This window comes from Lysinibacillus sp. fls2-241-R2A-57, assembly GCF_030209535.1.
Taxonomy (GTDB): Bacteria; Bacillota; Bacilli; order Bacillales_A; family Planococcaceae; genus Lysinibacillus.
Map to the genome: position 1 here is coordinate 1 of NZ_JARVRU010000202.1, position 25,708 is coordinate 25,708.

The window sequence follows — 25,708 nt, forward strand, 5'->3', positions numbered from 1 at the left end:
ATCAGATCCTTCTAATTTAATTAGGGTGGATAAAAATGGTTAATCAACACACCTGATATAAGAGTCCATTTTGATTAATTCTTTAAAAATGGATTCTTTTTATTTATCTCAAAATGCACGTGGCATTGACCAAAAGGTGTTACTAGAAAAATAAAAATCCCCTGTGAGTGTACACCCAACTTAAGGTTTAAATCAAATTCAATAAAATTCTTCCTGATGCAGTCTCATAATCGATTACTCCTGAATTTTACCAATATCTTATTGACCTAAAAAAATTTAGCTGTATTGATTGACCCTCCCCTTACAGGAAACATTATATTTATAACAGGAGGTGATTGTTATGTTGACAATTGGTGAGTTTTCAAAAATATCACATCTCACATTGAAAACTCTTCGCTACTATGATGAAATTGGACTTTTAAAACCTGCTTTCATAGACGCTAAAAATAACTATCGTTATTATAATATTTCTCAATTAGAAACAGCTTTATTGATTGCACGCTTAAAAAGCTATTTATTTTCGTTAGAAGAAATTAAGGTTATTTTAGCTAATTGGGAGGATACTGAACTTTTTAACTCTAAAATGAAAGCGAAACAACAAAATCTGACACAACAGATTACATATTATTCTTCGTTGTTAAAAAAATTAAAGCTTGATATTCAACTGTTAGATGAAGAGAAAAATATCATGGGTTATTTAGATCAGATTGAGATTAAACTTGTGGATCACTTATCCTATAATATATTATCTCAACGAAAACAAATGAATACCGCTGATTTTCTATTACACTTTAATGAGTTGTTTTGTAAAATTATGTTTGAAAAATTATCAGCTATTGCAAAGCCACTTGCTATTTTCCATAGTTCAGAATATGAACCTGAAAATTATGATATAGAAATGGCGATTCCCCTTGCAATGGCCACAAATGAAACAAAAGTGTTTAATCCAGGTCTTTGCGCAATGGCTGTGCTTATTGGCTCTTACGATGATTTACCTTCTATTCATACAAAGCTGCATGTTTGGATTGAGGAAAATAACTATAAACTGAACGGTGCTCCGTTTGAAGTTTATCAAACGGACCCCTATAGTACACCGGAGGAGAGTAATATCATAGAGGTATATTTTCCTATAAAGTAAAAAATGAAGGAGCGTCTTGCAATGTATGGTATAAAAAAGTCAACGATAAAAGAAAAAATCTTGATATTAGTTGCTGAGATTATCTATTTAATCATTGCCTATTATTTGCTTTTCATTACATATGACAAATCAGGCATTTCACTTGGACTTTTTATTGCTTTAATTATTACAGCTTTACGATTAACAGCTATGATGTTTATATGGTTGCCTAGGGGGATTGCATGGCAAGAAGCCATCATGAACAGTATAGCTTTTGGGATTTATTATTTAGGTTTCCCCATTTTAATGATTACTAGTAATCAGGATCCAAACGTAACAGTACTTATTGTAGGCTGGGTATTATTTTTAGGTGGCAGTATGTTAAACACAGTTTCAGAGTTACTTAGAAAACCTTTTAAAGACAATCCTGAAAACCAAGGTAAACTATATACAGGTGGATTATTTAAATATGCGATTCATATTAATTATCTTGGAGATTGTCTTTGGGTACTAGGTTTAGCGCTAATCTCCAACAATATTTATAGTTTGCTTATCCCTCTAAGCTTATTCTTAGTATTTGTTTTTGGCTATATTCCAAAATCTGATGACTACTTACAAAACAAGTACGGAGAACAATTTACAATATATAAACAGAAAACTAAAAAACTAATTCCTTTCGTTTGGTAAATAGTAGCATGGGAATGAAGGGTTTATCACTTACATTAATTGCAATTTACGTAATTTTTTTCATAAGGGAAATGAAACATTGAGTTATTCATTAGAGTTTTCACCAACTGGTGGTTTTGAAAAGCTTAATCGCAAATTAGAGGAAATGTTGTATATTTCTGACGGATACGGTTGGACCAATTACATTTTCGATAAACTTAAACAAGAAAAAGTTACTTTTAAAGAAGTCATTGAAAGTGATTCTGAATCTGAAACTTGTGTTTTGATAACGTTTAACGAAAACGATTTTAGAATGCTACTGCAAAAAGTATCTCTTTATGTCAGAGAGCTTTCGCTAACGAAAATTAGTGATAACTGTGAAGAAAATACAAAAACCATGATAATCAGCCGATTTTGGAGTCACGAAGATGAAGACGATGAAATATGCAAACCTGAGATTATGTTTAGAAGACCACGCGTGGACTATAGAATTAGCGAATATATATGGTCTTTTTTGGAAAGCACTCTGTTGATGGAAAAAAGGATTTTGCAAAAAAACAGTATGGCGATAACCTTGTTTATGGGGCCGATATACAAACGTCATAAGTTCTTTTATGATTCCGCATACAACACAGAGACCAAAAAGTTCCGCCCAGCGATGAGGGGAAGTAAACTGAAGGATATCAGTATATCATGCAATTATAATGGTTTTAATGAAAAAATGTCGCCCGCAGAATATGCAGATATTGTTTATGATATGTACTGTTCATTTTTAGTAGACAGTTATAAAAAAATAACAAAGGAAGAATGTGATGAGTTAAAAGGCATGATCGATTTTGATGTCATCCATTCGTTTGAATTTCCTGCGACTTTTGATAATCAGAAGTACTGTGCAGATGGAGGCGGATATGGTGGCAGAACTGTAAATGGAATTGTGGATGAAAAGGCTGTTCCCTATAATTATCGAGAAGCCTACATTAACCAGTTTGGAAAATAACTATACCGAAAAGAAAGCGGGAGCTTGCGGAAAATGCATAAATGATTGCAGATGAGCTGTTATAACTCAACTTTCGCTAAATTTGGAGGTTTTATGAAAAACAAGAATTTGATTTGTCGAAAACAAGGTGCATATTCCGAAGCATTAACAAGAGGAAATACATACCAAGTAATTGATATAAATAATGATAAAGAAATGGTTCGTATTAAATGTGACAATGGACGAATAAGATGGTTTCCATTATACCTTTTTAATATGAATAGTGAGGACGTCATAGATTTAATAAGCTGGAAGTTTGATGATGAAGTATCAAATGACGCTAATGAAACAAATTGGATAGAAATAAGTTTGAAAATGAGTGACGGAAGTGAAAGATGGTGTATTCTTTATACTCCAGAACGGTTAAGAAACTGTTTACAACAGCCAAACGTATATCCAACAGGACTTCACATAAAGCATATGATCGTTGTTAAAAGTTACAATGTAGAGGATATACAGAGTGTTTTGGACTATCTTAATCAGGAAGACGAGTTGATTGGTGCAACATTACCACTATAGCAGTTCTTATTGAACTAACGAGGGTTTGACTTCAATAAGAAGTAAAACCTGTTTTTATTTATATTAAAGGTGCAAATTAGGGAAAGAAGATTATAAAAAGCTGATTAGAATAAAAAAAACTACGCCAATGATACGAGTTGTTTTTCGTTTATTTAATTTGATGTTATTGAAATAGGACTTTTAGTTTCAGTATCAAATATTGGGCTCGTCAAACACTTTTAGGAGCTTGCTAATATAGGTTAATACTCAAAGCTGAAGCTGTTTAGTCACTTTCATAACGGTTGAAAATACATATGGTACAGATACAAAGAAATCTAACCCACCACATTTTTCGGGCGCAACTTCCATGCATTTTCCGATCTACTTCCCGAGTAGGCGGTCAAAGGTTTGGTGTTATTCCGTTGGCCACTTGTTGTTGTTTAGCAGATAAAGAACCTTTGAAATAAAATCTTCCTTTAAAGCCAAACTAAATCGTGTTTTTGCCATCACTGTACTTTTTGATGCCCAAATTTGGTTTGTTGGGTGCATCTTGCCATAGTGTTTCTAGTGGGGGATCGAGTTGGTCTTTGATTTCTGCTTGTTTCGTAAGCCAAGCGTCTCGTTCTTCTTTTGATTTTCGTCCATTTTTTGGGGTGGTACCGCCTCTTTTTTTCATCAGTATACTTCAGTTGAAATTACGCTTCGGTTTATCGAATACGTGGTAGATAGCAAAACAATTCGTTTCGTAACAGGTAAAGGTATTCGGGATTGTTCTCTATTTTTGTTATTGGATATTTATGTTAATATTAATTTGTACTTAAGCTAACCGCGAAGTTTATTTCAATAAAAAATTTTATATATTGATTTCCTATAATCTTATCTGAAAAGAAGGGAAAATGATTGAGCCAAAAAAATCAAGATAGAAAACAGATGCAAAAAAAGATTCAAGTTTTATATAGAAAGATAAAACAGCAGCAGAAAGAAGATAAAGATGTCAATAAAATTGCAATAGTCATTGTAAATATTTGCGCAGTATTAGCTATTTTAGTACTTATCTTATACTATTGGTAGATTCAATTGAAAAAAGAACTCCGAATAAAGAAAACCTAGGGAGATTTTAGTCTTCCTAGGTTTTCATTCATATTATTTATCTGTTTGTTCTTGCTTCTTTTTCAAATACTCCGCACGTATTTTTTCAAGTTGCTGCTTTTTATCAAATTGGGCAGGCTTGTGTTTTTCATGATACTTTGTCACAGCTACCTTACCTTTGGTATCCAATTGATATTTCCCCACTTTGTTCACCTACTTTTCTTGTCCTTGAAGAAAATCTATTCTACAAATATAATATACCTTATTTTACTGAAGTAAACCTTATTAGTGTACTGCTAACCTTGCATATATCCGTAAAAACATTAAAAACAAAGTAAGCCCGAAATATAAAAAGAAAGCGTCCCTTTTCGGTACACACGACGAATGGTCAGAAAAGCTGTGGTCGTCTTTTCCTTGGGATTTTGTATAGGTTAATGGCACATAGAGCAACAGTTAAGAAGAGCTTATTAATGAAACGGAAGTGGGGAAGCAATTATCAATTACGCCAAGGTGAAATTGATAAACTTAAATCATCTTTTTCAGAACCGAGTATAAAAACTCAGCATCTTTTCCGACTCCACAAATAAGTGCCGATCCTCTTTGATGTTGCCACGGTAGTCCGATATAATATAACCCTTGTATTGGACTCAACCCTCTTTTATGAAGAGGAAAACCATTTGCATCTAAAACGCCCTCTATGTCTATCCATTTGTAGTCAGGAACAAATCCTGTTGACCAAATAATATTTTGCACGTTACTTTTACTATGATCATTAAAAATTATTTCTCTGCCTTGTGTCTTTATGACTCTTGGTTTAATATGTATTCTCTCTTTACGGATCAGATGCTTTAACTCAAGGCCAAAAATTGGGTCATTTTGTTTTCGAAACCATAATCCGCGCCTTGTATCCGTTCCTGCATATAAGAGACCAATCTTTTCTAACCAGAAAAAAATACTTTTGCTTAAAATAGTAAGTGGCAAAAATTTAAAAGGATGGCTAATAGCAATGGTTACTTCGCGATTTTCTGCAAGCTCTGTTGCAATTTGCGTGCCAGAATTTCCTCCTCCAATTACAAGAACAGGACCATCTGGAATCATCTCAGGTGATAGGTATTGGGAAGAATGAATTTGAAACACCTCTTGTGAAAGACTTTGGGAAGTTGAAGGAATGAACGGTTTCTGAAAAGCGCCAGATGCGATGATAACATGTTTAGAATGAAATATCCCCTTATCAGTAGTGACTTCAAATGTACTTTTTATTTTTTGTACTTTAAGTACAGTCGTTTCCATTTTCACAGGTAACAAAAAATGTTTAGCATATGCTTCAAGATAGTCCGCGATTTCATCCTTTGTAGGCAATGCGTTTTTATCTCCTTCTAATCTCATCCCTGGCAGTGAACTATATGATTTAGGTGTAAATAAAATCAAGGAATCATACCTATTTCTCCATGTATCTCCAATTCTTTTTTCTCCATCGAATATGACAAAATTATAGCCTCCTTGTTGCAAATAATACCCCATGCTTAATCCTGCTTGTCCAGCACCAATCACAATAATATCTAACATCGCTCTATCCTACTTTCTATTTTAAATTAATATATGTTCATTTGTTCATATATTCATATGTTAACGTCATTATAACAACTCTTTCTCAGACGTCAAGTAGTGTTCGTCGATTATTCTGGTCACGTATGAATCCTCAAATGATGATTCTTGAATAATGACCCTGTGAGGTGAAAGATGATGGAAATGTTCTGTTACAATCGTGTGTGTAAAAAGAAGTGCAAATATTCTAGTATAATAGAGCATTTTTTAGTAGATATATTTTCTAAAATCTGCTCTATTTGATATAATTTTTCGATAGATGAAAAAGGTGAAAAAAATATATAGTAGTTAAATGACATTGTATTTATAACCAGTATGTTTATTTAGGAGCCTTAATGAAGTTTTCCTAAAATGAATAATTCGAAAGAGAAAAAGGATAGGGGAGGTTGATCTAAAATGGGACTTAGAATGATCATTGCTGAGAAGCCGTCCGTAGCGAAGAACATTGCAGATGCTTTAAAAATTAAAAACAAAAATGATGGTTTCTTTGAAGGAAATGGTTATGTTATTACATGGGCTTTCGGCCATCTATTACAGCTTTTTGATGCCAAGGATTATGATAAAAAGATGGAAAAATGGCATATGGAGAACTTTCCATTTATCCCCGAGCATTTTCGTTATAAGGTGAAGACAGATCCTAAAAAAAGAGGGAAAGAAGATTTTGGGGCAAGAAAACAGCTAAGAATCATTAATAGTTTAATGAAGCGACAAGATGTTCAAATGGTCATTTCAGCGTGCGATTTTGATAGAGAGGGACAAATTATAGGAGATAGTATTATTTATCAGCTTAATAGTCAAAAGCCGGTGTATCGTCTGCTCTTAAATGAATGGACAGCGGAGGAAGTACTTAAAGGGCTAGAAAAAATTATGCCTAACAGTGAAATGAAACCTCTTCAGGATGCAGGTATTAGCCGTCAATGGGCTGACTGGATTATTGGCATTAATTTAACCTCTGTAGCTACATTGAAATACCAAAAAGGCTCGGGAAAAGCTTTGAATATTGGACGAGTATTGCTGCCTACTTTAAAAATAATTTATGATCGTGATAAAGAAATAGAAAATTTTGTACCAGAGGACTACTTTAAGCTTGTAGCTACGTTTAGCACGGATGATGGGCGAGCATATGTAGGCATTTATATCGAAAATAAAGTAGAAAAATTTAAAAATAGAGCTGAGTTAGAAGTAATTCAGCAAGCGCTAATAAATAAACAAGCGGTGATTGTGGATAAAAAGGTTGAACTGAAAAAAGAATATCCTCCGTATTTATTTAATCTTTCAAATTTACAAGGATTTATCACAAGTAAATTTAAAGGCTGGACTTCAGATAAAGTGTTAAAAGTAGCACAGTCTTTATATGAAAAGAAATATATTACCTATCCTCGAACAGCAAGTGTTGTCTTAGAGGAAAGTTTAGTAGAGAAGACAGCAAATGTATTGAATAAGTTGAAAACAGGATTACCGTATGAACATGAAATCCAATTTTCCAAAAAGAAACGTGTTTTTGATAACGCTAAAGTAGAGAGCCATAGTGCGATTATACCGACGTATGTCATCCCTAAGTCGCTTAATAATGATGAGGCCATAGTTTACAATGCTATCAAAAATCGCTTCATTATGCAGTTTATGCCTGTTGCTGAATATGAAGAAACTCGAATCTCTACGAAAATGAATAGTAGTGATATCAAAGGATTGTTCGTAACAAAAGGGAAGGTTCAATTAGTTGAAGGTTGGAAAAAGGTTGAAGAAATTAAATCGAATGACGTCATTCTTCCTTTAGTAAATATAAATGAACTAGTAAATATTGTCGAGCATAAGATCACAGCCCATACAACAACGCCACCTAAACAACATACTGAAAAAACATTACTTAGAGTGATGGAGACGTGTGGAAAAGGGGTTGAAAATGAAGAGAGTAATGAAATCATGGCTGCTATTTTAAGCGGATATAGCATTGGTACCCCAGCGACGAGAGCGGAGACGATAAAAAAACTTATTACAGTCGGCTATATAGCTATGGACAATAAAAATTTGGTGTGTACAGAGCTTGGTAAAAACTTAGTAGAAACATTTCCGGTTAAAGATTTATTCGATTTAGAGTTCACGGGTCGATTAGAAAAAACATTATCGGAAATAGAAAAAAGAAAGTTTACGAAGGAGCAGTTTCTACATTTAATTGTTAATTTTACAGTCAATGCGGTTCATACGATTAAAAATAGTGAAGATGTGACACTCAGCAAAGTAACACGAGCGCAGAAGAAATTTGAGGTAGTAGGGAAATGCCCATTATGTGCTCATGGTGTGATCGAAGGGCAAAAAGGATTCGGCTGCAGTAACTGGAAAAAGGGCTGTAAATTTGTCATCTGGAAAAACGATAAATTTTTAGCCACTATGAAGAAGAAGCCTACGAAAACAATGGTGAAGAAATTGCTAGCCGATGGAACGGTCTTGGTAAAAGGCTTAACGAGTAAAAAAGGCTCTAAATTCGATGCTCATTTAAAATATGAAAAAAATCCAGACAATGAATATTTTAGTTGGAAGATGGAATTTGAAAAATAAGGATTGAAATATTGAATCTTTTTGAATTAATTCTCTACTATCCTAAACAATAAATAAGTGCAAGTCTGTAGAGAGCACTGAAAGATTTGATAGTAGATCATGTAGAGTATTGTCCTCACTGTGGTGTTAGGTAAAGGTTTTTGATTCTAAATTTCGCTATATTATTAAAGGTATGCCTCCGACTACTGTCCTTTTGATGTAATAGAAAAACAAAAGCAGGTAAAATTTGGTGCTTCGTAGAATGTATCCAAAGAACATAATCAGGGGAGGTAATAACTTTTGAATTTAGAAATCGAATTGTCAACGAATTATAACTCCGTTATAGACCATGTCAGAAATACTCGTAATGTGGTGCAGGCTTCTGGACAATCTTTAATTATCATTCAAAATGGGAAGATTGTAACGGAGCATTATGAAGGTCATCATTCAAATATAAGGAATGCTAAATCTATTTCGATGGATTCGCTCTTTCATATCGCTTCTGTACGAAAGAGTTATACTGGTTTTTGCGTGGCTTGGGCTATTTATAACGGACATATAAATTCAATTGATGACCCAGTATTGAAATATCTTCCGGAACTAAACGAAGAGACTTTAAAAGGAATTACACTAAGACATTTTCTTACACATACACACGGTTTACGAACAAATCCAGATGGAAATCTATTTAATTATTTCCACGCTGGTGAGAGATGGGATTATCGAGATGAAAACATTCGAATGCTGGCTGAAATTATACGTCGCACAACAGGAAAAACAGTAGCAAAAATTGCTTCTGAAGAAATCTTTGTTCCTTTAGGATTTAAAAAAGCTGGTTGGTATACAGAACCTTCTGATGATATGGTTTTAACAATTTTTGAACCTGATGGAAATACTTCATTTGAAACTCGAAACAGTGCAGATGGCGACCGCCCAAATATGTTCTCTACTGCCCGTGAATTAGCTTATTGGGGCTATCTACATTTAAATAACGGGAAAATCGGCGATGAACAGATTGTTAATTCTGAGATACTAAAAATGGCAACAACGATGCAGAGTCCAAAACTATTAGGAGAAGAATCGCCAAAGAATGGTTTCCTGTGGCAAGTACAAATGGATCCTACAAAGAACAGCGAAATAGGTTTAAATGTTCCAAAAGGGTCATTTCAAATTCTTGGCATTTGTAATCAAACCCTCTTAGTTATGCCTGAATTTAATCTGGTAGCTGTCAGATTACTAAATCGTCTAGGAAATCCTCCGGGGTTCAACTATTTAGAGGAAGTTAAGTCGTTTGGTGATTGTGTAACAGAGGCTTCAACTAAGTTATTAGTTAAAATATAATTTTGTGTTAAAGCAATAAAGTCGTTTAATTTTGTCCTATCAAACAACCACCTATCAAATATAGATAGGTGGTTGTTTCATTAAGTCCAGGGTGTTGCACTTGAGTGTACAAGTGTCGAAAAAAGCTATATTAATCCATTCAGTTTTTTTATTTATTGGTAGATTTGGGATGTACATTTTCCCATTTACTTTTTTTTGTCCCTTAATTAGAAGTTTTGTCGAAAACATTTTGCTAGTTATTAAAAGTAGTATAATTCAAAAAAATAGTAGGTGTATTGATTGGGGAAAAATTTATCATTGAGCGAAAAAAGATTTAAACGGATCAATCGATATTTTCCTGATTAGCAAAGTTATAAATAAAATTATTAAAAGTGCGCAAAAAATAAATAGTAAATGAGGTAGTCTATGGGCTTTTTTAAAAAGAAAAGTAATTCTAAATTGCATGCCAATTCTATTTCAACTAGCCAAATGATGAAGCCAGGTTCAACAAATGAATTAAAAATAAATCTTCAAGAAAATATAAAAAGAATTAAAGATTCCCTTGGAAAAAGCTCGGATATTATCATTCGAGAAATTCGATTTGGAAAAGAAGAAAGTATTAAAGCCGGTATTATCTATACAGATGGATTAACCGATACAACCTCATTACAAAATTTCATTTTAGAAACGCTTATGATAGATATCAATGGGACCGAATTACAGAAAAAGCTATCTCCTGATCAAAATCTTATTAGCGTATTAAAAGATTTTGCCATGACAGTAGGAGAAATTAAAGAACTAACTAATTTTGAAGAACTTTTTACTGGACTATTATCGGGGGATACGATTATTTTAATCGATGGATATGCCCAAGGTTTAATCATTTCCAATAAGCATTGGGCTGAGCGTGGAGTAACGGAATCATCAGCCCAAGTGGTAGTAAGAGGACCCCGCGAAGGATTCTCCGAAAATTTGCGTGTAAATACAGCCTTAGTTCGTAGAAGACTGAAAGATCCAAATCTCTGGATGGAGTCGAAAGTTATTGGGAAACGCACGAAAACGAATGTTGCCATGATGTATATCAAAGGTATTGCAAATGACAAAATAGTGAAAGAAGTCCGTTTACGTTTGGATAAAATAGATATCGATGGAATTCTCGAAAGTGGGAATATCGAAGAATTAATTCAGGATGCACCTTATTCACCTTTTCCAACTATATTCAATACAGAACGGTCGGATGTCGTAGCTGCAGCATTATTGGAAGGGCGCGTAGCCATTTTGGTAGATGGAACACCATTTGTCCTTATTGTTCCAGCATTATTCGTCCAATTTTTTCAATCTTCAGAAGACTATTATCAACGTGCGGATATTGCAAGTCTTATTCGAATTCTTCGTTTTTTTGCATTTGCGATTGCAATGCTTGCACCTGCACTATTTATTGCCATCACAACTTTTAATCATACAATGCTACCTACTGGACTCCTAATAAGTCTGGCAGCCCAACGAGAAGGTGCTCCATTTCCGGCATTTGTTGAAGCAATCATAATGGAAGTCACCTTTGAAATCTTGCGTGAAGCAGGCTTAAGAATGCCACGAAACATCGGTTCAGCCATTTCTATTGTAGGAGCATTTGTAATTGGAACAGCAGCAGTTGAAGCAGGCATAATCTCTGCTGCGATGGTAATCGTGGTTTCAATAACCGCCATTTCTAGTTTCGTTTCTCCAACTTACAACCTAGCTATCTCGGGGAGGATGCTACGTTTTGGATTTATGGCAATAGCTGCTTCTTTTGGTTTATTAGGAATAACGATTGGTTTAATAGCTCTACTTCTGCATTTATGTAGTTTGCGATCTTTTGGCGTGCCTTATATGTCTTCAATAGCTCCATTTAATCTTTCCGATCAAAAGGATACGTTTATTCTCTTGCCTATATGGAAAATGTTTACTCGACCTCGTCTAATCAGTCAACAAAATATCGTTAGGCAACAAGATTCAGCCTCTGCAAAACCAGAACCACCAAAAAATATGGAGTCTGAAGGGGGTTAAACGATGAAAAAGTGCATGTTGGTTCTCCTGATTTTTAGCCCCCTTCTTACAGGCTGTTGGGACAAGAGGGAATTAAATGAGCTTGGCATTACGTTGGCAATCGGAATAGATAAAGTAGATGGTGAATATCAAGTAACTGCTCAAGTGGTTGTACCTTCGGAAGTATCCATGAAAACAAGTTCTGGGCGTTCACCAGTCATCCTGTTTCAGGAGAACGGAGAAACGGTATATGAAGCCTTTCGAAAAATTACAAAGAAAGCTCCTCGGAAAATATATCCTGGACATCTTCGAATGCTTGTGATTGGTGAGGATTTAGCTAAAGAAGGCATAGCCGAATCCTTAGAGTTACTGTCAAGATATTGGGAACTTCGATCTGATTTCTTTGTTGCTATTGCTAAGGATAGGACCGCAGAGGAAGTACTGAATGTCACAACAACGATTGAAAATATACCCGCCAATGAAATGTTTAATACCCTTAAAACTTCAGAAGCTACCTGGGCTGCAACAAAGGGCTTTACATTGGATGAGTTGATAGCTGATCTTACAAGTGATGGAAAGGAAGCCGTACTTACAGGGATTCTGGTAACAGGTGAACAAGAAAAGGGATCAAGCAAACAGAATGTGGAATCGATTACTCCTTCTGCGCGAATTGGATATGATGAATTAGCGGTGTTTAAAAAAGATAAACTGATAGGCTGGTTAACTGAACGAGAAAGCAGAGGGTATAATGGCATCACCAACGAAGTACAAAAATCTGTAACTGCTATATCTTGTCCTGAAGGGGGGAAAGCCAGTATAGAAATAATTCATGTGGATTCTAAAATGAAAGGCAAAACAAACAAAGGTAAGCCTGAAGTGGATGTCAATATTAAAGTAAAAGGAAATGTTGAGGAAGTAGAGTGTCAAATTAATCTTAATGAACTAGAAACAATTGTTAAGCTAGAGAAGAATACTGAAAAACAGATGGAAGAGACCATTAATCAGACCATTAAAACGGTACAAAAACAATATAAGTCAGACATATTTGGATTTGGAGAAGCCATTCATCGGTCTAACCCGAAAGAATGGAAAAAGCTTAAAGAGCACTGGGATGAAGAATTCGCTGGGATGACAGTGAATGTTAAAGTAGACGTAAAACTTGTGCATACGGGCACAGAAGGTAATTCCTTCTTAGAAAAGATAGAGGTTAAATAATCATGATAAAAACTATAGGAATACTTATAATTGCGGCAATTATTGTGTGGATTGAAGTTCCGCCTCTCTTGGAAAAAAAATATAAAAAAGAGTTACTTGTATTTTCAATTCTTCTTGCAATTGGGGTAGGTCTAAGTATTACACTTTTCGGATTTGAAAGATCTATTCCAAATCCATTTGATTTACTCACTTTTATTTTTAAACCTCTTAATGACCTGATTTCACTTTTGTTGACATAATAGAACAGTGTAGAGGGGAAGGTATGATGTGAAATGATGCAAGACGTTAAAATTAATTCGTACCAATTTCTAGTTTTAGTTATTTTATTTACAATTGGTACGAGCATCTTGACTGTGCCATCAGCATTAGCAACCGACGCAAAGCAAGACGCCTGGATTGCCACTATAATTGGTACGGGAATCGGTTTATTAGTCGTATGGCTATTCATCACTATAGCACAATGGTTCCCTAACCTCACCTATGTCCAAGTCATTGAAAAACTATTTGGAAGATGGATAGGTAAAGCTTTTTCTGCTTTTTTTGTAATCATATCACTTCTTTATGCTTCTGAACTTTTGTATTACTTTGGACTATTCCTAAACATCCATATGATGCCGAATACTCCAATGGTAGTCCTTAATATTCTTATGGCGGGTATTGTGGTGATGGGAGTCCGTCTTGGATTGGAAACCTTCGCTCGTACTGCAGAAATCTTAATAGTCGTGTTTTTCGTCTTTTTTTTTATTTTAGTTGTGTGTATTTCACCTGAAATGAAGTTTGAAAATATACAGCCTGTCTATGAGATGGGGACAAAAAAGATCGTTCAATCTTCCATTTTCTATGTCATAGTATCTTCAGTAGATGCTATTGTTCTCTTAATGATTTTCCCCTCTTTTGTTAATAAAATGAAACAAGGTAAAAAAGCTTTTTTCATTGGAAACTTAATAGGTGGCATCGTCATCATCATTATTACATTTTTATGTGTTACAGTATTAGGTTTTGAGAAAACTGTAGGAGAGATTTATCCAAGTTATGAATTGACCAAAAAGATAAATGTCGGGAATTTTATACAGCGTATTGAGGGATTAATGGCATCACTTTGGGTTATCACTCTCTTTTTTAAGACGACCCTTTATTTTTACGCCTCCGTTTTAGGGATGGCACAAATTCTGAATTTGAAAGATTACCGCCCTTTAACATTACCGTTAGGGATGATTGCTGTTGTCCTTTCACTAGTGATTTATCCTAATATCATCTATCAACAGCATTTTGACGAAACAACGGGTAATTCCTTAACATTATCAATCGGACTTTTCTTACCTCTTTTGTTGATAGTCGTATATGCAATTCGAAAAAGAACGAAAAGGAACGAAATAGAAATAAAAGAATAGAAGATTATTTTGAAAAATCTATAGATAAGCCTTTAATGTGGATAAAAACCATAGATAGAAACTCTATAATACATAGAGAATATAGATTTGAAAATATGTCGTATTTACTTGGATTGGCAATGTCCAGATTGTCATAATAATTGGTCATTGAAATAAGCCGTATATAGCTCTTTTTTAGACTATACGGCTTATAATGTTTTTTACCACAAGCTCTCTGGAAACGATTAATTCCTTTACGAGAAATCTCAGAGGACGTTTTTCAATTCTTTTGCATTCCTAAGTAGAAAATCGGTCAAAATGTGTCCCGTGTACTAAAACTTTTCAATCCATAAACTAGTAAGATGAACAAAGTTCCACTCAATAGTGAATAAAATAAGAAATAAGATTGAATAGGTGATTCATCCTCAGGTGACATGGCTAACATTGGCTGTGTCCATGGATAAATCTGGCCTAATGGGGTACTAGCAACAATAATGGCTGGAAGTGTGAAAACAATACTGATGGCTAATGGTATGCCAAATGTCTTAGCTTTTATGGAGATAATTAGTTGTAAAAGTATTAAAGGTAGGCACGCTATAATGCCTTTAATTATATACCCCAGTATTGTAAAGAGCGGAAGGTTGCCTTCGATTCCCGTTATATAACCAACTCCTATAAAAAAGATTAATAAAATTAGCATGGTAATGGTTACCATTCGAACCACTGTAAGAAATTTACCTAGAAAGATGTCTGAGTGTTTGACAGGTAAAGCTAGTAGTTGTTTCCATCCGCCTCCCACATGTTCACCTCTACAAATAAGGGCTGAGTATATTCCTACTAAAATTGGTAATACAAAAGGGCCCATAAATAATGCGACTTGTGTCCACACTTCTTTCCAAGCATTTTCTCCAGGTTGCATAAAGAGGTCATAGTTTTTAAAGAGATTAATATACGCTAATGACACACCTAATATAGGACCAATAAAGTAAAGTAACCATGAGTTGGAGCGTTTTAACTTTAATCGTTCAACAAATAAGATATTTTTCAAAATTATCCCTCCCTTATTGGACATTCCGTTTGGCAAAATGCATGGACCCCATAAAAAATAGGATGATACCTACTATTAGATTAACAACAAGAAATGCCGAAAAATCTGGGTTATATCCTATTCCTTCATACTGCAATATAACCGTCGAGGATTGAATTGGATAGGCAAAAGGGAACCATCTTGTTGTTTGGGTAGCTGCTAAGAATAGCCCCATAATAGCAGAAACTGATCCGATAAGAATAGAGAAGGCCTGATTTTTAATGCTCATTGATAGCCAAAATTGAAAAGCCATTATTGGTAATACTGCAATTAACATACCGTAACAATCGCCTATCAATAAGCCCCAAGGAATATCCCCTTCAAATGATAGTACCTTTCCTAGAAAAACCATGCCAATCAGAAAAATAGTAATTGAAAGGAATAGACTAATCGTTAACCAAGTAAATTTACTCAAATAAATTTTTCCTCTTGCTATTGGCATTGAAAGGGTTTGTTTCCATCCATTTGCCTGATGTTCAATATTTGCAATCACTGATGCAGCAAGTGTAACGGCTAATGGAAAACCTAGACCAAATAACAAACTATTGTCATATATTAAATACATCCACATGGAGCCTGCACCGAACATCTCAGCTTGCTTTTCCACAAACTCAGCGCGATAGGTGAGATTCACCAACTCATATGCAATGATAAGTAACGGAACCAATGAAACAATAATCAATAACGACGAACGTTTTAATTTGATTTTATCTGCCCATAATATATTTTTCATAAGCTTCCCTCAGTGCCAGTTAATTCTAAGAAAATATCTTCAAGTGATCTTTTCACTTCTTCAAGTCGGTACACAGAAAGTCCTGAGTGAACTAGAATGGAATTGATTTCTGAAACAAACTCCGGCTCAGTTTGGTGAAGCCACAAAAAATCTTTTTGCAAATCGGTCTTTAATCCTTTTCCTTTTAAAATTGTATTTGCTTCAACTAAATTACTAGCGCCTACTTTTAATAATGGTTTCCGTTTTTGTCTTAGTTGCTCAATTGAATCTTGAAAAATCATTTTTCCGCAATTAATAATCCCAACTTGTGTTGCCATCTGGTCTATTTCACTTAATAAGTGACTAGATACAAGGACGCTCATACCAGACTCAGGCAATTTTTTTATCAACTCTCTTATTTCTTGAATGCCTGACGGATCCAAACCATTTGTAGGCTCATCCAATATTAATAAATCTGGCTTGCTTAATAGTGCTGTAGCAATCCCAAGGCGCTGCTTCATTCCAAGTGAATATTCTTTTGTTAATCTGTTCGCAACTTTGGTTAATCTTACTACTTCCAATACTTCGTTAACGCGATTTTCTGGAAGGTTTCTTAGCCTACGAACAGCCTCTAAATTTTCATGTCCTGTTAAGTTCCCATAGAATGTTGGAGACTCTACTAATGATCCAATTCGTTGTAAAATTTGAAGCCGATCTTTTTTTAGACTTTGACCAAATATTTCAATATTTCCCTTTGTCGGTTTAATTAACCCTAGTAACATTCGAATTGTTGTAGTTTTTCCAGCTCCATTAGGTCCAAGAAATCCATAAATTTGTCCTCGTTCAATTCGTAAGTTTAATCCATCTACTGAAGTATGATGTGTATACTTTTTAGTAAGCTCGTTTGTCACTAATATTTGATTTTTCATCTATTTCCTCACCTCAGTTCTATCGTATACGAATCTTACTAAACACGAATGAAACTCTTTCTAAACATTTGCTAAACGACTAGTTCAAAAATTTTAATAACCAACATGAAATGCTACGGATTTCACATTCTGATTTTTCTGAAATTTAAACGGAGTATTAATTCTTTTATTAACGACTTTTTATATTTCTGTTTAAGGTAAAATAATAATTGAAATAGAGAGGATGATGTAGGTGACTTTTAAAATCGAGAATCATAAAATTCTGATGGTTGATGATGATCAGTACATATTAGATTTATTAGTAACAGTCTTTGAAAAGGAAGGTTTTCAAAATATCTTAATTGCCACGAATGGAGCAGAAGCACTTTCTATAACAACTCAAAAAAAACCAGACATTATATTGTTAGATGTAATGTTACCTGATACAGACGGCTTTACTTTATGCAATAAAATTCGTTTGGAGACAGATGTACCAGTACTATTTCTTACAGCTAAAACTACCGATTTAGATAAATTACAGGGGTTTAGTTTTGGGGGAGATGATTATATTACAAAGCCTTTTAATCCATTAGAAGTTGTTGCTCGTGTAAAAGCACAATTAAAACGTTCTACTAAAACTCCAGCACAGCATGTAAGAAAACAGATTTACGATTACACATACTTTTCCCTAGATCCCAATATGGGAAAACTGATCGTTAATGGCGAAAGAATAGAGTGTCCTACTCAGGAGATGAAACTTTTGCTATATTTTTGCGAGCATCCCAACCGAATTTTAAGTAAACTTCAAATTTATAAGGATGTATGGGGTGAAATATATGGTGGAGATAGCACAGTGATGGTACATGTACGACGTTTACGTGAAAAAATAGAAAAAGATCCTAGTAGACCTAAATGGATAAAAACCGTTCGAGGATTAGGCTATATTTTTGAAGTAGACACTAAAGAGGACTTATTGTGAAATTAAAAAATCGTATTGCCTATTATTTCATATCACGCCTTTTCTGGTTAATGCTTACTTGGAGCTTACTCATTGTAATAACCATTATTCTTTTCAGTTTCTTTCTTGGACATAACAAAACAGAAAGCACACAACTGTTGATTAACAATGTTGTGGAACATACGAGTGTCGTAGATCAAAAACTTTCAGTCAGTTCTAAGGTTAAAGATGCTTTATTGAAAAAAAAATTGTGGATGCAAATATTGGATGAAAATGGCGATGAGATATTTTCCTTTAACAAACCTCAAAATATAAAAGAACATTATACTCCAGGAGAACTAGTTTCTGATTACCTGTATCCCGATAAAAAAGGATATCAGCTGTCTACATGGTATAAAACTATTGAAAACCAGAATCTCACATGGGTTTTAGGAAAGCCGATGTCAAATAATAATCCGTTTTTCTATTGGGTAAATAATCTATGGATACTTTCAATCATAATACTTGGAATATTGCTTGCTTTATTTTTTGGAAGACAACTTGGTGCTCCTTTACTACATATTGTATCTTGGATTGAAAATCTATCGAATAATAAATATGAAGAGCCTTTTTCTATATGGAAGTTTAATCAAAAAAAACGGTGGAGAAATAAAACTAAATATAGAACGTATGAAGAATTGACGCAGGCTCTATCTAACCTTACATCAACTCTTCAAAGAAATTCAGAAGACCAAAAGTTATTAGAAAAGACTAGGGAAGAGTGGCTGACAGGAGTCTCGCATGATCTTAAAACCCCATTGTCTGTTATAAAGGGTTATACTGTTCTATTATCTTCACGTGAATATAAATGGGAACAAGATAAGATACGTCAATTTTCCGAAATTATGGAGAATCGTGTAGCGTATATGGAACGATTAATTGAGGACTTTAACTTAACATTTCAATTAAAAAATGAAGCAATCCCGATACAATTAGAACAAAATAATCTTGGACATATTCTTCAAGATGTTTTAGAACAACTGTATGGATTGCCTGAATCGAAAAATAAGATGTTTTCATTTGAATCAAGTAAGGAACAAATAGTCTTTAATATGGATGTAAGATACATGAAACGTGCATTTGAAAATTTAATTGCTAACTGCATTAAGCATAATCCTCCTGAAACGAACATTAAAATTTCCCTTCATGAAGATCTGTCACAAATTCGAGTTTTAATTGAAGATGATGGAGTCGGTATGGATCAAGAAACGATTGAACACTTATTTGATCGATATTACCGTGGAACTAGTGCATCTTCTAACAACCAAGGAACAGGGTTAGGGATGGCAATTGCAAGACAAATTATTATAGCTCATGGGGGAGATATTGACATAAAGAGTACACCGCAATTAGGAACTCAGTATAATATTACTTTCCCGATTGAAGTATAGATTTTAATCATTGTATGGGTAGAGACGATTAGTTATTTTGCTTTTGGAGAATATACGGAATTGCAAGCAAAACCACTTATTAAAACTTAGTAAGTGGTTATGCTTGTTGTTGGATTTTTTGCAGACAATATGGCAGAATTAATACGTCTGAACGTGATCTAATCACTAAAGGCATAAGCATCTTACGTTTTATTATGTATTGAGATCAGTATGCCATATTCCACCAGGGACACTATAAACTAGTTTTTAAATACTAAAGTTTAGACGTTAACATATTGGAGGTAGAAAAATTGAGCACAAGGAGATCAGTTGGGTTAGAGTTGCGCACATTGTCCCTTTTGATGAGAAGACAATTGGATCAAGCCGCATGCACTACTCTAACAGAAAGGGATAACCTTACTGCAATGCACGGTTGGACTATTAGTTATCTTTATAAAAACCAAGATAAAGATATGTTTCAAAAGGATTTTGAAAGAGCATTTTCTATTCGCAAATCAACAGCGTCTAGAATACTAAAATCCATGGAAAGTAATGGTTTGATTACAAGGCATTCTGTTCCCTACGATTCAAGACTTAAAAAAATTGTCTTAACAGAAGATGCGCTGAAAATACATGACAGTATCATGATTCGTAGAGCGATGCTTGAACAAAAATTACTAACAGGTATCCCAGAAGAGAAACTTGAAGTTTTTTTTGAAGTGATGGATGCCATGAAAGAGAATATTGAATCATGAAGAAGTTGTATTTTTTATATAGTTAGCACGCTAACTATAATGAGGGGGAAGGCAAATATGTTGAAAATATTTAAATACTTAAAACCAAAAGAATGGACGCTTATTGTAGCCAGTATTGTGTTCATTGTTGGGCAAGTATGGTTGGATTTGAAGTTGCCGGATTATATGTCTAAAATTACGACCCTTGTACAAACAGAGGGCAGTGAAACGAGCGACATATGGGCAGCTGGAGGGAAGATGCTGTTATGTGCCCTTGGCAGTATGATATTGGCGGTCATTGTTGGCTATTTTGCGGCAAGGGTAGCAACATCTCTTTCTAAGGAATTGCGAAAAGGAGTATTTGACAAAACATTATCTTTCTCTATGGAGGAAATTAACGGTTTTTCAATCGCAAGTCTTATTACCCGTTCTACTAATGATATAACGCAAATACAGCAAACTGTTGCAATGGGTCTTCAAGTTATGATTAAGGCTCCAATCCTTGCAGTATGGGCTATTTTGAAGATTATGGGGAAAAGTTGGGAGTGGTCTGCGGCAACAGGAGTAGCTGTCCTTGTTTTACTTATTTTGATAGGTAACCTGATCATCTTTGTGTTACCGAAATTTAAAATCGTTCAAAAACTAACGGATAATCTTAACCGAGTAACAAGAGAAAATTTAACTGGTATTCGTGTTGTTCATGCGTATAATGCACAAGCGTATCAGGAAGAAAAATTCGATAAAGTCAATAACTCTTTAACGGATACAAACCTTTTCGTGAATCGACTTATGGCCCTTATGCAGCCGGGGATGGGTCTGATTATGTCAGGTTTAACTCTTTCTATCTACTGGATTGGCGCTCATTTGATTAATAATGCAGGCGGTATGGATCGAATCGGTTTGTTCAGTGATATGGTCGTATTTTCAGCTTATGCTATGCAGGTGGTTATGGCATTTATGCTTTTATCAATGACGTTCATTTTACTGCCGAGAGCATCAGTATCTGCAGCCCGAATTAATGAAGTACTAGATACACCTCAAACAATTATTGATGGAGAAATGCAATCGTCACCTAAAGGAATCGAGGGTGAAATCGAACTGCGTAATGTTAGCTTTAAATATCCTAATGCAGAGGACTATGTTTTAAAAGATATTAGCTTTACAGCACATAAAGGCGAAACTGTCGCTTTTATCGGTTCTACTGGTAGTGGTAAAAGTACGCTTATTAATTTAATCCCAAGATTTTATGATGTGACTGAGGGAGAGGTATTAGTCGACGGCATTAATGTGAAAGAATATGCACAGGAAGCTCTTCACAATAAGATTGGCTATGTTTCTCAAAAGGTCGTACTATTTTCAGGTACAGTAAAATCTAATGTTGCCTACGGTGGTAACGGCCAGACCCCATCAACAGATGAAGAGATCAAAAAAGCGGTGGAAATTGCTCAAGGGAAAGAATTTGTAGAGAAAATGGATGACGAATATGATGCGGCTATTGCTCAAGGCGGAACAAACCTATCAGGAGGACAAAAACAACGTCTTTCTATTGCTAGAGCAGTGAATCGAAATCCAGAAATCTTTATTTTTGATGATTCGTTCTCTGCCTTAGATTATAAAACAGACCGTCAACTTCGTTCTACCTTGAAAAAAGAAACGAAAGGTGCAACTTCTTTGATTGTGGCACAGCGAATTGGAACGATTAAAGATGCTGATAAAATCATTGTTCTTGATGAAGGTAACATCGTTGGTATGGGAAAACATAGTGAATTATTGAAAACGTGTAAGACATATCAGGAAATTGCCTATTCACAACTATCGAAGGAGGAGCTGGAAAATGAGTAATATACAGACAAATAAGCCCAGAAAAGGTCCCGGTTCTTCAGGTCATATGGTAGCTCCTGGAGAAAAGCCAAAGAATTTTAAAAAGCCTTGGGGAAAGTTGATTGCTTATTGTAAACCTTATTTACCAGCGATTATCTTTGCCCTTGTATTGGCAGTTGTAGGAACAATTTTCACGATCATTGGGCCCGATAAGCTTAGTGAGATAACCGATTTGATAACAGAAGGCATTACTGGTGAGATTGATATTGCGGCTATAGGAAAAATTGGTCTGCTCCTTGCTATTTTGTATGGATTGAGTTTTATTTTCAATTACATTCAGGCCTTTATTATGGCTACAATTACGCAGCGAGTTTCCAAAAGTTTACGTACAGATATTTCGAAAAAAATCGATAAATTACCGTTGAAATACTTTGACTCAACAACGTATGGAGATGTGTTAAGTCGTGTCACGAATGATGTGGATATGATTGGACAGTCTCTAAACCAAAGCATTGGTTCATTAGTGACAGCAGTCGTTATGTTCTTTGGGTCTTTGATTATGATGTTCTCTATTAATGTGACGATGACACTTTCTGCCGTTGCTGCAACTTTTGTTGGGTTTGTATTAATGACCTTTATTATTTCCAAATCCCGCAAATACTTCACACGCCAGCAGCAAGACCTTGGTAGAATGAACGGCCATATTGAAGAGATCTATTCAGGGCATGATGTCATGAAAGTTTATAACGGTGAAAAAGCAGCAAAGCAAGAATTTAATGAAATCAATGAAAGTCTTTTTAGTAGCGCTTGGAGAGCACAGTTTATGTCGGGGATGATGATGCCTCTCATGATCTTTATTGGAAATTTAGGCTATGTTGTTGTGTGTGTCGTAGGGGCTGCACTAACAATGAACGGTTCCATTACATTTGGTGTGATTGTTTCATTTATGGTTTATATCCGCTTATTTACGCAGCCATTATCACAGTTAGCGCAGGCAGCTACAAGTTTGCAGGCAACTGCTGCAGCAAGTGAACGTGTATTTGAATTCTTAAATGAAGCGGAACTTGAAGACGAAAGTGATAAAAAAGCCATTTTAGAAGCCAAAGATGTCGAAGGTAATGTGGAATTTAAAAACGTTAAGTTCGGCTATACGAAAGAGAAACTTATTATTAAAGATTTCTCTGCTCATATAAAAGCAGGTCAGAAAGTTGCCATTGTTGGACCTACTGGGGCAGGGAAAACAACACTTGTGAACCTTCTTATGCGTTTCTATGAAGTAGATAGCGGGGAAATCATGATTGGAGACGTGCCGACTAAGTCGATTTCTCGTAAAAATGTTCACGACTTATTTTGTATGGTGCTACAAGATACTTGGCTATTTGAAGGTACCGTTAAGGAAAATATCGTGTATAACAAAGAGAATGTAACGGATGAAGAAGTAATTGCAGCTTGTAAGGCTGTAGGTCTGCATCACTTTATTAGAACTTTGCCAAAAGGTTATGACACGATTTTAAACGATAAAACTAGTTTATCTGTTGGGCAAAAACAGCTTATTACTATTGCAAGAGCGATGGTTAAAAAAGCGCCATTGCTTATTTTAGATGAAGCTACTAGTTCTGTTGACACACGTACTGAAGCACTTATTCAAGAAGCAATGGATAAATTGATGGTGGGAAAAACATCATTTGTTATTGCACATAGACTTTCAACGATTAAAAACGCCGATTTGATTTTAGTGATGAAAGACGGAGATGTTATTGAAAGTGGTAATCATGAAGAACTGATTGCAGAAAAAGGATTCTATGCGGATCTTTATAATAGTCAGTTTGAAAATGCTTCTTAAAAATGAATGCCCATATACACTCGCTTTCGGCTACTAGGGTAGAGTGTAGCTTTGTAAAAAAGATTGATCGTTTAAAATAAAGATTTAAAAAATCACCTCGTTAGTTTTTCTAGAGGTGATTTTTTTTGTTGGATATTTATGTTAAAATCGATTTGGAGATTGGGAAGAGTAGTTGAGAGTGTTGTTAACAATAAACAAAGTAATATAGTTTTTTCCATTATTAGTATAAACATTTGTCTCAGAACTACGATGAAGTATAATTAAATATGGGGAAAATTTCAAACCGCATTAAAAAAAACACACGTATGGAGGATATAATGAATAGGAATAATTTTCTAGAGATGATTGGACAGTCAAAAATTGCAAATCATAAAGAGTATTTATCTCAAGTGTTGAGGCCAGCAATTGATATACTTAGGAATAAAGATGCGGAACCACAATTGGGCTGTAGTCGGTTTGGAGGAGCACCTGATTTACCAGTTGGTAGCGAATGGCCAACGTATGAGGAGAAGCCGTATCGCTTCCTTGGCCAGATCAATTTCAAAGAAATCAATTCAACTGATAGAGATCTGCCATCGGAAGGACTTCTAAGTCTCTTTGTAGCAGATGATAATTATGATGATGATGCTTATCTAGAGGCGTTTGAGGACGGATATATTCATGGTATCTATATTCCTGAAACAACGAATCTAGAGACGATAATGCCGCCCCATGCAGATATTGGCATGACCACAGTGATTGAGTTTTTCCAGACTATTGATATTCCTTATGACGAATACCAGTTGAAGGACTGGCCTTTCGATGAAGTTCAGAGCGACATATACACTGAAATCCGGGATTCTCTACATAAAAGTTCGGACTATCTTTTAGGATACCCTTCTCATTATTCACTAGCATATGATCCAACGCCTGAAGGAGAATGGATCTCACTGTTAACAGTTGATTCGGATGATAGTCTTGAGTGGTGTTGGCATGACGGCGATAAATTAATGATATTTATCGAAACAGAACGACTGAAAAATTTAGACTTTAGTAGACTAAGGTCTGATGCAGGCTGAAGAGCAATTTCTAACTACAAACGCGCGCAATTGTTTAATAAGCTCTGTTTTCTTATTCAACTAACTGGTGTGTTAATTAAAAATCATTGAGTTGCATAGGCAGCTCTTTTTTCTTTATTAAACTCTCACGAAAGAACGTAATAATCTTTGATTCTCTGTGTATAGCGCGGGTTTTGCGCTAAATGGATGGCTAACAGGTAACCGATTTCTAGCATTGACTGGAACAAATATTCATATAAAAGGAGGGAGGGGCAGCATGAAAAATAAGTATAAAAAATTATTGATGTACTTATTTTCAATCGTGGTTATAATTATTATTTCTTTTGGTATTTATCAATATTCGACTCACTTTTCAACTCGTGATGAAGCAATTGAAAAATATATAACAACAGTGTTTGATAATGATTCTACACAGTTAATAGATGTTGTTGAAACTGATATTTCTAATACTTATTTTTTGTTATTAAGAACAAATGGTTCAGATATTATTAATACGACATCAAACGTGAAAATCCAAAATAACATATTTGGTTGGAAAGTCACTGCTGGGTATGAAAGTGCAAATGTAGATTTAGGTAAACATCTAATAGATAGAGAAACTAACACATTAAAATAATTCGTAACACTAATTGTTAAATCCTTATTGTGCTAACGGGGCAGAATAATTGAATTAAGCTAAAAATCGCCAAATTCAATTTTAGT

Annotated in this window: 24 protein-coding genes; 18 read left to right on the forward strand and 6 right to left on the reverse strand. The window is 34.8% G+C overall.

Annotated features, from left to right (window positions below; translation table 11 throughout):
• Positions 1-340: 340 nt before the first annotated feature.
• The 4 genes from QRN68_RS24500 (at position 341) to QRN68_RS24515 (ending at position 3,338) form a co-directional block, all read left to right on the forward strand.
• Positions 341-1,138 carry a MerR family transcriptional regulator gene (locus QRN68_RS24500; protein WP_285399879.1) on the forward strand — a complete coding sequence of 266 codons (798 nt, stop codon included), beginning with the start codon at positions 341-343 and terminating at the stop codon, positions 1,136-1,138.
• A gap of 21 nt (positions 1,139-1,159) precedes the next feature.
• Positions 1,160-1,804: a methyltransferase family protein gene (locus tag QRN68_RS24505; RefSeq protein WP_285399881.1), complete on the forward strand. Its 645-nt coding sequence runs from the start codon at positions 1,160-1,162 to the stop codon at positions 1,802-1,804.
• Between the two features lie 79 nt (positions 1,805-1,883).
• Positions 1,884-2,780: a hypothetical protein gene (locus tag QRN68_RS24510; protein ID WP_285399883.1), complete on the forward strand. Its 897-nt coding sequence runs from the start codon at positions 1,884-1,886 to the stop codon at positions 2,778-2,780.
• Between the two features lie 93 nt (positions 2,781-2,873).
• Positions 2,874-3,338 (forward strand): hypothetical protein, encoded by a 465-nt coding sequence (locus QRN68_RS24515; RefSeq protein WP_285399884.1) that lies wholly within the window; start codon positions 2,874-2,876, stop codon positions 3,336-3,338.
• 466 nt (positions 3,339-3,804) lie between these two features.
• Here the strand turns inward: QRN68_RS24515 and QRN68_RS24520 are convergent, their stop codons facing one another.
• A complete protein-coding gene (locus QRN68_RS24520) occupies positions 3,805-3,993 on the reverse strand; it encodes a hypothetical protein (RefSeq protein ID WP_285399886.1) in 189 nt (62 codons plus the stop codon).
• A 224-nt stretch (positions 3,994-4,217) separates the two neighbouring features.
• Between QRN68_RS24520 and QRN68_RS24525 the strand changes: the two genes are divergently transcribed.
• Complete coding sequence (locus QRN68_RS24525; RefSeq protein ID WP_285399888.1) at positions 4,218-4,388, forward strand: hypothetical protein; 171 nt, start codon at positions 4,218-4,220, stop codon at positions 4,386-4,388.
• A 72-nt stretch (positions 4,389-4,460) separates the two neighbouring features.
• Here QRN68_RS24525 and QRN68_RS24530 read toward each other — a convergent pair whose 3' ends face one another.
• Positions 4,461-4,610 (reverse strand): hypothetical protein, encoded by a 150-nt coding sequence (locus QRN68_RS24530; protein WP_285399890.1) that lies wholly within the window; start codon positions 4,608-4,610, stop codon positions 4,461-4,463.
• 321 nt (positions 4,611-4,931) lie between these two features.
• Positions 4,932-5,972, reverse strand: coding sequence for a flavin-containing monooxygenase (locus QRN68_RS24535; protein WP_285399892.1), 1,041 nt, complete (start codon positions 5,970-5,972; stop codon positions 4,932-4,934).
• Positions 5,973-6,407: 435 nt separating this feature from the next.
• Here QRN68_RS24535 and QRN68_RS24540 point away from each other — a divergent pair, with 435 nt between their 5' ends.
• The 6 genes from QRN68_RS24540 (at position 6,408) to QRN68_RS24565 (ending at position 14,497) form a co-directional block, all read left to right on the forward strand.
• Entirely contained in the window at positions 6,408-8,567 is a 2,160-nt protein-coding gene (locus QRN68_RS24540) for a type IA DNA topoisomerase (protein ID WP_285399894.1), read from the forward strand.
• Positions 8,568-8,846: 279 nt separating this feature from the next.
• Positions 8,847-9,887, forward strand: coding sequence for a serine hydrolase domain-containing protein (locus tag QRN68_RS24545; RefSeq protein ID WP_285399895.1), 1,041 nt, complete (start codon positions 8,847-8,849; stop codon positions 9,885-9,887).
• Positions 9,888-10,292: 405 nt separating this feature from the next.
• Complete coding sequence (locus QRN68_RS24550) at positions 10,293-11,912, forward strand: spore germination protein (RefSeq protein ID WP_285399896.1); 1,620 nt, start codon at positions 10,293-10,295, stop codon at positions 11,910-11,912.
• A gap of 3 nt (positions 11,913-11,915) precedes the next feature.
• The gene (locus QRN68_RS24555) at positions 11,916-13,106 is read left to right on the forward strand and encodes a Ger(x)C family spore germination protein (RefSeq protein WP_285399897.1); all 1,191 of its coding nucleotides are present in this window, start codon (positions 11,916-11,918) and stop codon (positions 13,104-13,106) included.
• 2 nt (positions 13,107-13,108) lie between these two features.
• Positions 13,109-13,345: a hypothetical protein gene (locus QRN68_RS24560; RefSeq protein ID WP_285399898.1), complete on the forward strand. Its 237-nt coding sequence runs from the start codon at positions 13,109-13,111 to the stop codon at positions 13,343-13,345.
• Positions 13,346-13,378: 33 nt separating this feature from the next.
• Entirely contained in the window at positions 13,379-14,497 is a 1,119-nt protein-coding gene (locus QRN68_RS24565; RefSeq protein ID WP_285399899.1) for a GerAB/ArcD/ProY family transporter, read from the forward strand.
• Positions 14,498-14,789: 292 nt separating this feature from the next.
• On the opposite strand, the gene QRN68_RS24570 is transcribed toward QRN68_RS24565, so the two are convergent.
• From QRN68_RS24570 to QRN68_RS24580, 3 genes are read right to left on the reverse strand one after another with little or no spacing between them, the layout of a single operon-like run.
• Positions 14,790-15,524 (reverse strand): ABC transporter permease, encoded by a 735-nt coding sequence (locus tag QRN68_RS24570; RefSeq protein ID WP_285399900.1) that lies wholly within the window; start codon positions 15,522-15,524, stop codon positions 14,790-14,792.
• Positions 15,525-15,537: 13 nt separating this feature from the next.
• The gene (locus tag QRN68_RS24575) at positions 15,538-16,296 is read right to left on the reverse strand and encodes an ABC transporter permease (protein WP_285399902.1); all 759 of its coding nucleotides are present in this window, start codon (positions 16,294-16,296) and stop codon (positions 15,538-15,540) included.
• On the reverse strand, positions 16,293-17,204 hold the full coding sequence (locus QRN68_RS24580) for an ABC transporter ATP-binding protein (RefSeq protein ID WP_285399903.1): 912 nt from the start codon (positions 17,202-17,204) through the stop codon (positions 16,293-16,295). The genes QRN68_RS24575 and QRN68_RS24580 overlap by 4 nt, the downstream gene beginning before the upstream one ends.
• A 265-nt stretch (positions 17,205-17,469) precedes the next feature.
• On the opposite strand from QRN68_RS24580, the gene QRN68_RS24585 reads away from it, so the two are divergent.
• The 7 genes from QRN68_RS24585 to QRN68_RS24615 all read left to right on the forward strand — a co-directional run bounded on the left by QRN68_RS24585 (position 17,470) and on the right by QRN68_RS24615 (position 25,622).
• Positions 17,470-18,162: a response regulator transcription factor gene (locus QRN68_RS24585; RefSeq protein WP_285399913.1), complete on the forward strand. Its 693-nt coding sequence runs from the start codon at positions 17,470-17,472 to the stop codon at positions 18,160-18,162.
• Complete coding sequence (locus tag QRN68_RS24590; RefSeq protein WP_285399904.1) at positions 18,159-19,571, forward strand: sensor histidine kinase; 1,413 nt, start codon at positions 18,159-18,161, stop codon at positions 19,569-19,571. Before QRN68_RS24585 ends, QRN68_RS24590 begins: the two co-directional genes overlap by 4 nt.
• Positions 19,572-19,861: 290 nt before the next feature.
• Positions 19,862-20,305 (forward strand): MarR family winged helix-turn-helix transcriptional regulator, encoded by a 444-nt coding sequence (locus QRN68_RS24595; RefSeq protein ID WP_285399906.1) that lies wholly within the window; start codon positions 19,862-19,864, stop codon positions 20,303-20,305.
• 57 nt (positions 20,306-20,362) lie between these two features.
• On the forward strand, positions 20,363-22,126 hold the full coding sequence (locus tag QRN68_RS24600) for an ABC transporter ATP-binding protein (protein WP_285399907.1): 1,764 nt from the start codon (positions 20,363-20,365) through the stop codon (positions 22,124-22,126).
• On the forward strand, positions 22,119-23,948 hold the full coding sequence (locus QRN68_RS24605; RefSeq protein WP_285399908.1) for an ABC transporter ATP-binding protein: 1,830 nt from the start codon (positions 22,119-22,121) through the stop codon (positions 23,946-23,948). The genes QRN68_RS24600 and QRN68_RS24605 overlap by 8 nt, the downstream gene beginning before the upstream one ends.
• Positions 23,949-24,214: 266 nt before the next feature.
• Positions 24,215-25,006, forward strand: coding sequence for a YwqG family protein (locus QRN68_RS24610; protein WP_285399909.1), 792 nt, complete (start codon positions 24,215-24,217; stop codon positions 25,004-25,006).
• A gap of 256 nt (positions 25,007-25,262) precedes the next feature.
• Positions 25,263-25,622, forward strand: a complete 360-nt coding sequence (locus QRN68_RS24615; protein WP_285399911.1) for a hypothetical protein — start codon at positions 25,263-25,265, stop codon at positions 25,620-25,622.
• Positions 25,623-25,708 lie beyond the last annotated feature (86 nt).